Source organism: Desulfitobacterium elongatum (assembly GCF_055378975.1).
This window is the reverse complement of the sequence record NZ_AP038772.1, coordinates 711402-725619: the sequence shown is the minus strand read 5'-3', so window position 1 is coordinate 725619 and position 14218 is coordinate 711402. Positions and strand designations below refer to the sequence as shown.

At 43.2% G+C, this 14218-nt stretch carries 10 protein-coding genes; 5 read left to right on the top strand and 5 right to left on the bottom strand.

Annotated features, from left to right (window positions below; all coding sequences use genetic code 11):
- Nucleotides 1-38 precede the first annotated feature (38 nt).
- Both ACZ42W_RS03275 and ACZ42W_RS03270 read right to left on the bottom strand, forming a co-directional pair.
- Complete coding sequence (locus tag ACZ42W_RS03275; RefSeq protein ID WP_464170846.1) at nt 39-1436, bottom strand: FMN-binding glutamate synthase family protein; 1398 nt, start codon at nt 1434-1436, stop codon at nt 39-41.
- Nucleotides 1437-1509: 73 nt separating this feature from the next.
- Complete coding sequence (locus ACZ42W_RS03270; RefSeq protein WP_464168472.1) at nt 1510-2316, bottom strand: TIGR04086 family membrane protein; 807 nt, start codon at nt 2314-2316, stop codon at nt 1510-1512.
- Nucleotides 2317-2469: 153 nt separating this feature from the next.
- Here ACZ42W_RS03270 and ACZ42W_RS03265 point away from each other — a divergent pair, with 153 nt between their 5' ends.
- The gene (locus ACZ42W_RS03265) at nt 2470-3240 is read left to right on the top strand and encodes a LysM peptidoglycan-binding domain-containing protein (RefSeq protein ID WP_464168470.1); all 771 of its coding nucleotides are present in this window, start codon (nt 2470-2472) and stop codon (nt 3238-3240) included.
- Nucleotides 3241-3379: 139 nt separating this feature from the next.
- Nucleotides 3380-4258, top strand: coding sequence for a DMT family transporter (locus ACZ42W_RS03260; RefSeq protein WP_464168468.1), 879 nt, complete (start codon nt 3380-3382; stop codon nt 4256-4258).
- Here ACZ42W_RS03260 and ACZ42W_RS03255 read toward each other — a convergent pair.
- Nucleotides 4221-5222, bottom strand: a complete 1002-nt coding sequence (locus ACZ42W_RS03255) for a sodium:calcium antiporter (protein ID WP_464168466.1) — start codon at nt 5220-5222, stop codon at nt 4221-4223. The two genes, ACZ42W_RS03260 and ACZ42W_RS03255, sit on opposite strands and share 38 nt — an antisense overlap.
- A 222-nt stretch (nt 5223-5444) precedes the next feature.
- Here ACZ42W_RS03255 and polC point away from each other — a divergent pair, with 222 nt between their 5' ends.
- The 3 genes from polC (at nt 5445) to ACZ42W_RS03240 (ending at nt 11337) form a co-directional block, all read left to right on the top strand.
- Nucleotides 5445-9788: a DNA polymerase III subunit alpha gene (gene polC / locus ACZ42W_RS03250; RefSeq protein ID WP_464168465.1), complete on the top strand. Its 4344-nt coding sequence runs from the start codon at nt 5445-5447 to the stop codon at nt 9786-9788.
- A gap of 199 nt (nt 9789-9987) precedes the next feature.
- Complete coding sequence (locus ACZ42W_RS03245) at nt 9988-10641, top strand: pentapeptide repeat-containing protein (RefSeq protein WP_464168463.1); 654 nt, start codon at nt 9988-9990, stop codon at nt 10639-10641.
- A 120-nt stretch (nt 10642-10761) separates the two neighbouring features.
- On the top strand, nt 10762-11337 hold the full coding sequence (locus tag ACZ42W_RS03240; RefSeq protein ID WP_464168461.1) for a flavodoxin family protein: 576 nt from the start codon (nt 10762-10764) through the stop codon (nt 11335-11337).
- Nucleotides 11338-11550: 213 nt separating this feature from the next.
- Here the strand turns inward: ACZ42W_RS03240 and panB are convergent, their stop codons facing one another.
- Nucleotides 11551-12387, bottom strand: a complete 837-nt coding sequence (gene panB, locus ACZ42W_RS03235) for a 3-methyl-2-oxobutanoate hydroxymethyltransferase (RefSeq protein WP_464168459.1) — start codon at nt 12385-12387, stop codon at nt 11551-11553.
- 385 nt (nt 12388-12772) lie between these two features.
- Nucleotides 12773-14182: a group II intron reverse transcriptase/maturase gene (ltrA, locus tag ACZ42W_RS03230; protein WP_464168457.1), complete on the bottom strand. Its 1410-nt coding sequence runs from the start codon at nt 14180-14182 to the stop codon at nt 12773-12775.
- Nucleotides 14183-14218 lie beyond the last annotated feature (36 nt).

The window sequence follows — 14218 nt, the reverse complement described above, 5'->3', positions numbered from 1 at the left end:
TTTTCTAATTCGCTGAAATGTGGGGAAAGATTTTATTCTCAAGCTATTGGCACTCCGGTAATTTCCGCCGTCCAGTCATCCAAAGCCACTAAGTCGTTTGGTCCTAACTCGGCAAGCGATTTTTTGCCGACGGCTCTGACCCCTTCCTCCATTTCTATCACGAAGGACTTCATCACATTCACGACGCTTTGGGAAGCCAAAGGGATATCCAAACGATTCTTATACTTCGAATTATACCACACAAGCTGCGTCAAAGGTTCCCAAGGTAAAACCTTACCGAGCTGCTTGTGGACTAAGGCAAAAAGTGGAACGGTTCCTAGATATAGCGCATCCGCTCCTAGAGCTAATGCCTTAAGGCACTCTCCAGGCGTAGCATATCCTCCAGCCGCAACCAAGCTAATATCCTGTCTGACTCCTTGCTCCTTCAGATATCGCTGAGCCCTTAATAAGACATTAATACTCGGGATTCCGAAATCATCCGTAAGGATAGGAGAAGCTCCTCCCGCCGCTCCCTGTGCCCCACCGACGCAGATAATATCAAAACCCGCCTCAATGGCGACAGCTAAATCTGCTTCCAGCCTGCCCCCTCCCATCATCTTAAGACCGATAGGAATCCCCCCGGCCTCTTGCCGCAACTCCTCGATATATCGCGGCCAATCTGCCGGTTTTGTAATTCCTGGAATACCCGCAGGGAAGATGGTAGCCCCGACCGGGGATACCCCCATAAGCTTCTGCGCTTTTCCCTTTATCTCCTTGGGCTCTAGGATATGTCCTCCCATTCTTGACCCTTGCCCCATCTGAACTTCAAGCATGTCTGCCGCTGCAATCGCTTGAGGATCTCTACCATAAGGAGTACGGCTCACCTGCCAAATATATTTGCCAGCTTCCCTTCGTTCCTCAATTAAGTAGGGCCCCTCACCTGAATTCGTAGCAGTTCCTAATTCTTTAGCTGCTTTGGCTAAGGCTACTTTCGCCTCCTCACTTAAGGCAACTCCAAATCCCATCCCCCCAATCATAAGAGGAATCGGTATCGACATCGGTTTCTCAGCCTTTGGCCCAAGTGTCACCGTCATATCCACGGGGACTGTCAGGTCAATCGGAAGACGTGCCATCTGAGCTGGAACAAACATCAGGTTATCATAATGATTCATGGGTTTAGGACTACCCATGGCTCTTTTAATCACTTTCCCTGACTGGGCTCTCAGACTAATTTCTACGATGTTTTGGATCGATGTTCTTCGGACTGCACTCCAAAGCTCCATTAAATTCTCTGAATAGGGATCCTCTAACAACCGTCCCAATACGAGATTGAAGATCCGCTGTACTCCCGTCCTAAAAAATTTCTTGCCAATAAAGAACAAGAGAATGATGAGAATCCCCCATCCAAAGAAACTTGCGATCGCCCCAAATAATACAAAAACAAGGGCATTTTCCATCAAGGCCATTCCCTCACTCACCCTTTGTTTGAGAATCTTCCTTGTTAGTCTGTAACCCTTGCCAAATTCTATACTAAAGAACGTCTTCTTCCCACCAAGCTTTACGATAACTTGATGAGGGGCTTTTCTTTTCTTCGCGCACCCAATCTTCCCACTCATCCTCCTCCGAGCTTTTTCCGGAACTCTCAAAGCCATGGTGTACTCTTTGCCTCGAAGAATCAAGCTCTTCTGTCCACTTACTTTTCTCAGCCCCTATTTCTTTTGTCCGGGAAAGCCTATCCAAGCCTGTCCGTGAGACCCTATCGGAGTTTCTTAAGTCCTTATCCTCAAGGTTCTTCTCAGTTTCCCAGTATTCACTTGCGCTTTTCTTATTTCGATCTTCTCGGTCATTATCACGGCTTTCGCGGTCATCCCAATCGTCTACATGGCTATCCCACTCCTCATAGGTATCTCTACGATAAGAATCACGATTGTAAGGATCTCCCCAAGTCGAAAAACGTCCGGAAGACCTCCAGCTCCCTGCGGGTCGATTCTTACCAGCTCCTCCCCCCACTCCGAAAGCACCTGCCAGTATCCCGATAAGTCCTCCTTCAGCCACGATCTGAATAACTCCCCAACCATTTACTTCGAGGAATAAGGATAAAAGCACAATCGATAAAAGGACATATCCCAAGGCAGACACTCCGCCGAGTACCCATTGCCCACTCATTTTTCCCGCCTGATATCCTGCTGCCACACAACTTGCGATCAAACCGATATCTACAAGAGTTGACATTGTGAGTCCGCCAAGCCCCATGGCTGTCCAAAACATCCCCGCGAATAAAGTAATGACAGTAACAAACAGAGCTGCACTCATTCCTTTAAGTATAGAATTTCCCATGCTCTCCGCCCCCTTCAACTCCTTTACTTCATTTCTATGGTGAACCTGTCCATTTCATGCTTAGTCGTCCGATAATTCGTGGAAAAATTACCCTTTCCCATCTTCCTCTCTCGGGGAATATAGTAAAATATACCGCGAGAGGGGGAAACTTATATGGATTATGCCCGCTATGTCGTTCAACCTGGGGATAGCATCTACAAGATTGCTAAGTCCTATAAGGTAGAAATGTCCGATATTATCCATCTTAATCATCTAAAGCATCCTGATCGAATCTATCCAGGCCAAGTACTCCTCCTACCCACTTTTGAGACCTCTGAGCCCGTACCTGGGGAAATTCCAGAACCCAATTTTACTTACGCAATGTTGCTTTATGATGTGTATGCAGGTAAGGACTCAGAGCTCTCTGCTGTTACGACTTACCTGTATCAAGCGGTCGTTCTCGATCGACCCGAATTTGACGAACTCCTCCGCCCTATCGCTTATGATGAGCTTCGCCATCTCGAACAACTTGCCTGGTCGATTCGTTTTCTCGGAGTTGATCCCCGCTATGGTGCCTTCAGCAAAGGGCATTGGGTCGACTGGCGTTCTCGCTTCCTGAACTACACCTCCGAGCTATGCGCAATTCTCGACTATAACATGGAAGACGAAGCCCAAGCTGCTAAACACTATTCTGAGTTAGCTAAGAAAATTCCAATTCCAGAAATTCAAGCCATCCTATGTCAGTTGGCCGCTGATGAGGAACGCCACTACCAATGTTTTGCACAGGCTAAAATGCATTTCTGTGGAGTAGAAATAGCCCAAATGCCAGAAATGCAGGAAATGCCCATCCAGGTCTCAGCTCCACCCACGCCCACTCCAGCCCCCTTCGGTCCGATGCCACCGACACCGATGACCGAGCTCCCCTTTGATGGCGCAAACGGCTAACTCAATTCACTCTTCCCATCACTACGGAACTTCGTTATACTTAAAGTACGGCAGTACAAGTACAGTACAATCATGAGCCGTTACGCACCCAAGGCGCAACGGCTTTTCTGTGTTCTTTTCACATTAAGGAGTGAATTTTTTGATCATTAAACGCCACTGGGCCGACCTATCCTTACTCGCCATCACTCTCGTATGGGGAGCGACCTTTGTCATCGTAAAGCGCGCCACCGAAGACTTACCGGTTTTCATCTTCCTCGAAATTCGCTTTGGGCTGGCTTTCCTAACCTTGCTTCCTTTTGTCTGGACTCAGCGTGCTCACTTGACTCGCCCAAGCCTCTATAAAGGACTTGGAATCGGAAGTATTCTCTTCCTCGGTTATGCCTCACAAACCATCGGACTTCAATACACGAGTGCCTCCAACGCAGGATTTATTACTGGCCTAAGTGTTGTATTGGTTCCGCTCCTCGTCCTCATAACCACTCGGAAGCTCCCCCGCCCTTTTCTTATCGTTGGAATTATGAGTGCTATGTTTGGCCTAGCACTTCTTTCTCTTGGAGAAAATCTAAGCCTCAACTCTGGAGACTTAATCGTTCTCATGTGTGCTGTATTTTTTGCTTTACAGATCTTCCTTGTTGGCCAGCATGCCCCCTCCGAGAACCCCACAATCTTCGCCGCTGGGCAAATTCTCGCCGTCGCTGTTCTCAGCGGGATATCTAGTTTTTTCTTTTCACATGACTCCCTAAACTTTACTTCAAATGCTTGGATTGGCATTCTCCTCACTGCAATCCCCGCTACCTCTATCGCTGCTGTTGTTCAAATGAAGATGCAGCAGTTTACAACGCCCACCCATACCGCTCTGATTTTTTCCACAGAACCTGTATTTTCAGCGATTTTTGCCTTCCTGTTAGCAGGGGAAATATTAACGCCCCGGGGGCTAGCCGGGGCAGCACTGGTACTTTTAGGTACGCTCTTCGCTGAATTCAGTGGAACTGGGGGAAGCGAAGAAGGGTCAAGATAAATAGGAGATAGAATCCTCCCCCTGCAATGAGATTGATAGGGAGAATCGTCCCCCTGCGTCGAAGCGTCATGTATATTAGGAGTCCTGAGCCTAAAGCTAATAGTGCGCTCCATAATGCCAACGGATCCAGTTGCCAGGGTGTAAGCGCAATCCCAATCGCAGGAATCACCGAGCTTTGGAATACCATCGCACCCGTAATATTTCCCAGTGCTAATGTGTCCTTTCCACGCCTCAGCCAAATGACACTGTTAAATTTCTCTGGAAGCTCTGTCGCGATAGGTGTGATAATCAGGGAAAGAATAAAGGCTGGAATTCCTGTAAGGAGTGCGACCGATTGAACTGCATCCACAAACGCATGTGCCCCTGCGACAATTCCTAACAATGCCAAGGTCAGCTGCGCGAGAATCAGGTTAAGAGAAGGACTGTGATTGCGTCGTGAAATGTAGAGTGGAGGTAAATTGCAGTGATCTTCAGCTCCTTGGCTGTTACGCACAGTCTTTATGACATAGATTCCGTAAAGAATAGGAAGCAAGCCGGCTACTCCGAGCTTTAAGGGGCGAGTCGGTAAGAAAGAAGCCAAGATAGCGAAGCTATAAACGAGCAAGAAGAACTTAATATCTCGTCGGATGACTGAGCTGTTCATAAATAGCGGCCCATTATTGCGCCTGAAAACGAGTACAGCAACTCCTGAGACAAAGAAAGCTAAGGTCGCGAGCATGAACGGAGCACCCAAGATTGCTCCGATTCCTACCTCTGCAATACCGTCCTCCCCTTGTGTCCCTAGAAAAGCAATCACGGGGACCATCGTCTCAGGCAAAGCTGTCCCAACAGCTGCTAGCACACTTCCGACCGCACCTGCTCCGAGATGAAGCCTTTTGCCGAGCCACTCCACACCATTCGTAAATGCCTCTGCAGACATAAGGATGACTCCCAAGCTGAATAACATGATTGCTAAATCTCTCAAAGCCCTCCGCTCCTCACACCCAGATTAAGGGTATACACTCGAAAGTGTTTTCACTCGTTTCCAATAATGTATATTCGAGGAGAAGCCTGAAAAGTATCATAGTTGTATTATCTAAATAAGGGAAAATTTCATCAAACCAAGGAAAGGTAATCAATGTTATAATGAGAAATAGTTATGGGCTCTATTACTCTCAAAAATTTTTAGGAGAAATTAGGAAGTATCATGAAAAGAATAAGTGAAATTTTTAGTGATTATGAAGTACGGGGTAACATAAATACAGCCTTTGTCGAAGCGGTGGTCATAACTAAAAGTACAAAAACCCTGGAGATGAAAATCAGTTCTGAAAAATATATCGAAATAAGAGAAATTGAACGTCTTAATAAGTTTATAAGAGAAAGATTAGCAGTAGACGATTCAATAATCACTGTCGAGTACGCGGAGGGAACGAATCAAAAGCCCCTAGAAGAGGAATTCGAAAATATTGTAGTCGTGTTGTCTGATAAATATCCGGTCTTAAAAGCAGCTCTAACTCATTGTGAATATGAAATAGCGAAAAATAACACGATTAATTTTACGTTTAAAACGGCAGTATCCTACTTATTAAAAGCAAAGGGTTACGATAAGATAATCCAAGAAGTCATAAAAAACCTGTACGGCACAGCCTATCAAATAAATTTTGCTGATAACGTAAGCCCTGAAGAATTATTAAGGCTGCAAGAAGCTACACAAGAAAAGGAATTGTTGCTACTTCAAAAGGAAGTTATGACCACACCTAGCAATAACGCTCCTGAATTATCTAAGGAAGCTGCGGAAATAAAGCAGGATATAAAAGCGGAAACCGATGGAAAAAAAGGCGATCCATCCTTGATCTTAGGCAGAAATGCGACGATCAAGGATCGCGTCATTAAAATTACTGATATTACACCGGATGAGGGTAAGATCGCTTTAGAGGGTGAAATATCAAATATCGACGCCAAAGAATTAAGAAGCGGGAAGACTTTAATTTCCTTTGATTTATATGATGGCTCAAGTTCCCTGACCTGTAAGTCTTTCCTCAAACCCGGTGAAGACGGGGAAGTTTTATCCAGGCTTAAAAAGGCTAAAGGTGTCAAACTTTCTGGAAATGCAGGCTATAGCAAGTTTTCTGGGGAAATTGAGCTTATTGCTAATACTATCGTAGAAACAGAAGGCATGAAGAAGGCCCAGAGGCGGGATTTGGCAGAAGCGAAGCGGGTAGAGCTACACATGCATACCCAAATGAGTCAGATGGATGCTATGACCAGTGCCACGGATTTAATTAAAAGAGCCATGAGCTGGGGCATGAAATCCATTGCTATAACGGACCATGGAGTGGTTCAGTCCTATCCTGAAGCCCATAAACTCTTAGGAAGAGAAAATCCCAACATGAAGGTTATCTATGGAGTAGAGGCCTATTTGGCACCGGATAAAAAGCCCTCTGTCACAAACCCAAAGGGACAGAGTATGGATACCACCTATTGTGTGTTGGATTTGGAAACCACAGGCTTTTCAGCCGTAACCGAAAAAATCACAGAAATAGGAATCATGAAACTTAAAGATGGAAAAGTCATCGAGGAATTCAGCTGCTTTGTAAATCCTGAAAAGCCTATTCCAGCAAGGGTTGTGGAGGTTACCAACATAACCGATGATATGGTAAGAAATGCAGAAACCATAGCACAGGTATTTCCTAAGATGCTGGATTTTATTAATGGGAGTGTCTTGGTTGCCCATAATGCTGAATTTGATATAGGCTTCTTAAAACATAATGCCAAGATCTTAGGCTATAACTTCGATTACACCTATTTGGATACCTTGTCCTTGGCCAAGGAGCTCTTTCCTGATTATAAAACGTATAAATTAGGAAGAATCGCTAAAAATCTTGGCATAAAGGTGGAGGTCGCCCATAGAGCCTTAGATGACGTGGATACCACCGTTAAGGTGTTTAAGATAATGCTTGAAAAGCTAAAGCAAAGGGGAGCAGAAACCCTTGAGGATATAGACCAATATGGCTCCGATGAAGAAGCAAAGAAGGAAGAATATAAGAAGCTTAAAACGTATCATGCCATAATATTAGCCAAGGATTATATAGGATTAAAGAATTTATATAAGTTAGTGTCTTATTCCCATCTCGATTATTTTTATAAAAAACCACGAATTTTGAAGAGCCTTTATAAGAAATACTCCGAAGGTTTAATCCTTGGCAGTGCCTGCAGTGAAGGAGAGCTTTTCCAGGCCATCTTACTGGGAAAATCCGATGAGCAAATTGAAGCCATTGCAGAGGAGTACGATTATTTAGAAATCCAGCCTCTCGGAAATAATGATTATTTAGTAAGAACTGAGCAGGTGCCAGACAAAGAATATTTAAAGAAGATTAACCGAAAAATCGTTGCACTGGGTGAAAAACTAAACAAGCCTGTAGTCGCAACGGGAGATGTTCACTTCATGGATCCTGAGGATGAGATCTACAGGCGCATACTAGAAGCAGGTCAGGGCTTTAAGGATGCAGATCAACAGGCACCCTTATATTTAAAAACCACCGAGGAGATGCTTGAGGAATTTTCCTATTTAGGACAGCAAAAGGCCTATGAAGTGGTCGTAACCAACACCAATATAATATCCGATTTGTGTGAGCCGATCAGTCCTATTTCAGAGGAGAAATGCCCACCTCATATTGAAGGCTGCGAGCAGACCATTAAGGATATTGCCTATGAGAAGGCCCATGAACTCTATGGAGACCCATTGCCGGAAATTGTTCAGCAAAGACTCGATAAGGAGCTGGATTCAATTATCAAAAATGGCTTCTCCGTCATGTATATCATCGCTCAAAAGCTTGTATGGAAATCTAACGAGGATGGCTATCTGGTAGGATCTCGAGGCTCTGTGGGTTCATCTGTGGTCGCCTATATGACGGGTATAACAGAAGTCAATGCCCTGCCACCCCATTACAGGTGCCCCAGCTGCAAGTACTCGGACTTCACCGACTACGGCTTTAAGATCGGCTTTGACTTGCCGGATAAAGTGTGTCCAGTATGCGGAGAAAAGCTGGCTAAGGATGGCATAGATATCCCCTTCGAAACCTTCTTAGGCTTCAATGGAGATAAGGAGCCAGATATCGACTTAAACTTCTCTGGGGAATACCAGGCAAAAGCCCATAAATATACAGAAGTTATCTTTGGAAAGGGTACAACTTTTAAGGCCGGAACCATAGGTACCATAGCCGACAAAACAGCCTTTGGCTACGTGAAAAAGTATTTAGAGGAAAAAAACCTTATAAAAAACAAGGCAGAAATAACCAGAATCTCAAAAGGCTGTACAGGCATAAAACGAACTTCGGGACAGCACCCTGGTGGAATCATAGTGGTGCCTAAGGGCCGCGAAATCTTCGAATTTTGCCCCGTACAGCATCCTGCCGATGATCCAAATTCGGATATCATAACAACACATTTTGATTATCATTCGATTGACCAGAACCTATTAAAGCTAGATATATTGGGTCATGATGACCCAACAGTCATAAGAATGCTACAGGACATCACCGGTGTAGACCCTCAAAAGATACCTATGGATGATAAGGAGACCATGTCACTATTCTCATCCACGGAAGCTTTAGGAGTAACCCCGGATCAGATTTATTCCAAGGTGGGAACCTTTGGAGTTCCTGAGTTTGGGACGAAGTTCGTAAGAGGAATCCTTTTAGATACCATGCCTACAGCCTTCGTCGATTTGATATGTATTTCAGGACTTTCTCATGGTACCGATGTGTGGCTGGGGAATGCTAAGGACTTAATTGATGCGGGAACAGTTACCCTAAGTGAAGCCGTGTGTACCCGAGATGATATTATGGTCTATCTTATTAAGAAGGGTCTACCGTCCAATACTGCCTTTAAGATTATGGAGACGGTGCGTAAGGGAAAGGCTCTAAAGGAACCAAAATGGCCGGAATATGAGGCTTTAATGAGAGAACACAATGTTCCGGAATGGTATATCGATTCCTGCAAAAAAATAAAATACATGTTCCCTAAGGCCCATGCTGCAGCCTATGTCATGATGGCTTTCAGAATTGCCTGGTTTAAGGTCCACATACCTAAGGCCTATTACGCAGCCTACTTTACCATTCGAGCCAAGGCCTTTGACTCCGAATTTATGATATACGGAAAAGAAAAGGTTAAGGCCAAGATGAAGGAAATCGAGGCGCTGGGCAATCAAGCCACCCCTAAGGATAAAGATATGTACGATGACTTGGAATTGGTTTTGGAGATGTATGAACGGGGCCTTAATTTCCTGCCCATTGATTTATACAAATCCCATGCCACAAAATTCCTGGTAGAAGAGGAAGGCTTAAGACCGCCCCTAAATAGTATATCCGGAATGGGAACCGTCGCGGCAGAAGGTATATATAACGCTGCCCAAGAAAAACCCTTCAACTCCATAGAGGATGTAAAGAAACGTTCTAAGATTGGGAATTCTGCTATAGATATGCTTAGAAAATTTGGTTGCTTAAAAGGTATTCCAGAAAGTGATCAACTAAGTCTTTTTGATGTAATCTAATGAGTGAAAGAAATGCATTTGTAGGAAAGTGCAAAGGAAAGGTCCAGTTATGATGACTTAAGATCATCTTAACTGGACCTTCTGTGATTACCTTAATATCTTTGGCTACTAATGGTATAATAGCTTACATTACTAATTCAACTTGATTAAATATAGAGCATCATTCTCAAATCAAGGTACCAAATGGAGGTAATCACACATGGAAGACAAGAAAGTAATAACAAAAGTCTTAAGACCTAGATTTGATAACGGACTATCTCGCATAGAATTATCGGCTGAAACTATAGAGGATGAAACCATCTTTTCTTTCGGAACAATAAGCGATTGCACTTTAGAAAACCACAAAACAGATAGAGTGACGTTCAAACAAGTCATATTGAAAAACGTTATTTTTAGCGAAATCATTTTTCGACATATAGAGCTGATCGATGTAAGCTTTCAAAATTGTGATTTATCCAATGTAGATTTTAATGAAGCGTCCTTACATAGAGTCGAATTTATTAATTGTAAAATCATTGGTATCAATCTTAGTGATGCCACCTTGAGAGATGTCATTTTCGAAAATTGCAATGGTCAATATGCTTTCTTCAGCTATTCTAATTGTAAGCAAGTTGCCTTCCTCCAATGTCAATTACGTTCCTCGGATTTTAAGAACTCAACCTTTTCGAAAGTAGAATTTCAAGAGTCTAATCTACTTCAGGCCCAAATGCAATTCACAAATCTTAAGGGAATAGACTTTACCAGCTGTGAAATTGACGGTATAGGAGTAAACATTCCTGATGTAAAAGGTGCAATAGTTACTACGATGCAAGCAGTTTCTCTATCTACACTATTAGGTCTCATAGTTAAGTAAACATCTTTAACATCTGTTAAGGCAATACCCTTCTGAGCATTGGAGTTGGAACGGCAGTTTATATGTTTTTAGTGCAAATGGTTTTTTAATTAAGTAATATATTAGTAGAGGAGTGGTAATGTGAGATTTTGTATTCTTATGGGAAGTCCGCGAAAGAATGGAAATACTATTAAGCTTTTAAAGCCGTTTATTGAAGAGCTTAAGCTTAATCAAATTCAGCATGATTTAATTTGGCTTTATGACAAGCATATTGAACCCTGCATTGCTTGTAGAAACTGCCAAAAAGATTGGACTACTTTCGGGTGCCAGTTCAAGGATGATACACAAGATATTTTTGACAAAATATCCGATTGCGACGTAATTGTTTTAGCTACGCCTATTCATTCTTGGTACTGTACCCCACCAATGAAATCATTGTTGGACCGATTAGTATATGGAATGAATAAATATTATGGTGATGAAGTGGGACCTTCTCTTTGGGTTGGTAAAAAGTTAGCTATTATAACGACCTGTGGTTACAAACCAGAAAAAGGAGCTGACTTATTTGAAGAGGGTATCAGAAGGTATTGCAAGCACTCTCAATTAAAATATGTTGGAATGCTCGCTGAAAGAGATTTAGGGTATAATTCTATATTTATCACAGATGATAAACGCACCAGATCATTTGCACTTCAGCTAATAAGTAACGAAGAATAAAATAATGTTTTCTTATTCCTAATCTTCTTATTATAAGCAGTAAAGTGAAAATCCCAGAGGCTGTCACGAGTAAAGCAGCAGAAAATAGCCATGATTTGATGAATCCAAATCATGGCTATTTTCCTGCTAGAAACTTTGCTGATTGATATGCTAAACAGTTGCGATTTTGTGGTTATTTTTAGATTTTCAAATCCAAAAATTGAACCCCTTAAGTCATTCCCTACCTCCGTAAAGAGTCTTTAATTCTTCTTCTTTCATTGTGAAACTGTGCTCGTCATCAGGGAAAAGTTCGTTTCTCACTTCGTTTGCATACCCCCTTAGGCCGTGAATCATTTGTTCATTCACATTTGCAAAGGGTTTAACGAATTTCGAGACGCGTTCTACTCCGTAAGTAAGAATGTCATGGTATACAAGCACTTGTCCATCAGTATGAACACCTGCTCCAATCCCTATCGTAGGAATTGGAAGTAAGGAAGTAATTTCTTCGGCAAGCTGTTTTGGAACACATTCAAGCAAAACAGCAAAGGAACCTACTTCCTGACATCGTTTCGCATCCTCGACTATTTTCCTAGCAGTCTCTGCATCTTTCCCCTGAACTTTGAATCCTCCAAGGACTCCTACTGATTGCGGAGTCAGTCCTAGATGGGATACAACAGGAATACCAGCTTTTACAAGTGCTTCGATATGGGGGAGCACTTCATCAGCCCCTTCCACTTTTACAGCCTGAGCACCAGTTTCCTGAAGAATCCTTGCTCCGTTTAAAAGTGTATCTCTGATGGATAGATGACAGCTCATAAATGGCATATCAACTACTATGAAAGTGTTGCAAGCCCCACGTTTAACCGCCTTAGCGTGATGAATCATATCTTCCATTGTCACATAGATGGTTGAATCATAGCCAAGTACAACATTACCAAGAGAATCACCAACTAGAATCATGTCTACATCAGCTTGCTCGGCTTGCTTAGCTGATGGATAATCGTAGGCAGTTACCATGACAATCTTTTTTCTTTGCTTTTTCATTTCCAAGAAGTCTTTTGTTGATTTCATAATTTTTCCTCCTTTTTTCAGGAGAGGTGATAAAACAATAAAAAAAGTTCCTTTAGCCAGAAGGAACTTTTAAACACAGAACTGTTTTATCCCTCTGTCCCGGTCCATAATGGATACAGGCAGTATAAATAACTGGATTTCACAAAAAGGTGCAGTTCTAATGATACTGCCCAAATTGAGTATATCAGATAATATCTAATTCGGCTACAAAATTGGAATTTAGGTCTCTTCCGCCTTTTTAATTAACTCCAGATAACCTAAACCCCACGTTTCCATAGCGGACGTTGTGACATAATCGGGTAGGAGGCTGACCATTATTTGATCAGCCGACCTCCCACACCACCGTACGTACCGTTCGGTATACGGCGGTTCCAAAGTTTACACGTTACTTTGCAAAATATATTTGATTAAAACTGAGATATCCGGCACGCTCAATTCGTTTGTTGGATAGGGCTATCAGTAAAATCTGGCTATGGGCTATTCGCCAATAGCCTTTTCTTGTGTTTGCCCACATCCATGCTTGCTCTTCTCTAATCCCAAGTTTCTTGAGGTTTTCGCCGCGCGTGCGTATTCTCTTCCATCGTTTCCATGTGACCATCCGTATGCGGCTTCTCAGCCATTCATCTAGTGTTCTAAGTAGGCTCTTTGCGTCAGCTAGCTTAAAGTAATTCGTCCAGCCTCGCACTATCTGATTGAGTTTCATTTTCCTTTCTTCGATTCCCATTCCGTTACTTCGTCCAGTCATTTCTCGGATTTTATCCTTCAGTTTTTGGATGCTTTTCGGGTGGATTCTCAAACGTCCTTCTCCTTTGTGCATATAAAAGCCATGTCCTAGAAACTTTACCTCTTTGACATGTGCCACTTTTGTTTTCTCCCTGTTTACTCTGAGGAATAGCTTCCCTTCGATGTACGGAAGAATATGGTCTAGGGTCCGCTGCGCCGCTTTCTTGCTCCTGCAGAAAATCATCATATCATCTGCATAGCGCACAAAGCGGTGTCCACGTCTTTCTAGCTCGTGGTCACAGACGTTCAGCATGATGTTTCCAAGTAATGGACTCAGTGGACCCCCTTGTGGGACGCCCTCTGGACTTTCTTCGAATAATCCATCGACCATGACTCCTGCTCTGAGGAATTTATAGATTAAGGATATAACTCTTCCATCTTTTATCGTTTCCGATAGGATTTGGATGAGTTTGCTTTGGTTGACCGTGTCAAAGTATTTCTCTAGGTCCATGTCTACTACGTAGACATAACCATCAGCAATGTGTCTTTGACACTCTCTTAGTGCATCATGGGCACTTCGGTTAGGTCGAAATCCATAGCTGTTGTCTGAGAATTGCTTCTCGAAGATTGGCGAGAGCTCTTGGGTTACGGCTTGTTGGATGAGCCTGTCCACGACGGTGGGGATTCCCAGTTTTCTCATTTTCCCGTTCTCTTTGAGTATTTCTACTCTCCGTACGGGTTTTGGACGGTATTTCCCGTCCCAGAGAGATTGTAGAAGTTCATCCTTGTGTTCTCTCAGGAAGGGCAGAAGTTCATCCACCTGCATACCGTCGATTCCACCTGCACCTTTGTTCCTCTTCACTTGCTTGTAGGCTCGATTCAAGTTCTCGGCATTAAGGATTTCCTCCACCAGTTTCTCTGTTTGCTCGTTGGTGTTAGTGCTGTCGGTTTCGGTCATCTTTGGTGGCGCGCACACTTCTACATATTCTTTCTGTTCCGCAGATACCTTTTGCAGATAGTCTTCAAAACGAAGTTGTCTGTGTTTTAAATTACCACTTTCAGTAACTTTCATTGACCCACACCTCCTTTGGTTCGGCCCTTCCGTCGG

Coding starts and splice junctions, on each gene's coding strand:
- ACZ42W_RS03275 (WP_464170846.1), bottom strand. CDS start 1,436: ATGGAAAATGCCCTTGTTTTTGTATTATTTGGGGCGATCGCAAGTTTC.
- ACZ42W_RS03270 (WP_464168472.1), bottom strand. CDS start 2,316: ATGGGAAATTCTATACTTAAAGGAATGAGTGCAGCTCTGTTTGTTACT.
- ACZ42W_RS03265 (WP_464168470.1), top strand. CDS start 2,470: ATGGATTATGCCCGCTATGTCGTTCAACCTGGGGATAGCATCTACAAG.
- polC (WP_464168465.1), top strand. CDS start 5,445: ATGAAAAGAATAAGTGAAATTTTTAGTGATTATGAAGTACGGGGTAAC.
- ACZ42W_RS03245 (WP_464168463.1), top strand. CDS start 9,988: ATGGAAGACAAGAAAGTAATAACAAAAGTCTTAAGACCTAGATTTGAT.
- panB (WP_464168459.1), bottom strand. CDS start 12,387: ATGAAATCAACAAAAGACTTCTTGGAAATGAAAAAGCAAAGAAAAAAG.
- ltrA (WP_464168457.1), bottom strand. CDS start 14,182: ATGAAAGTTACTGAAAGTGGTAATTTAAAACACAGACAACTTCGTTTT.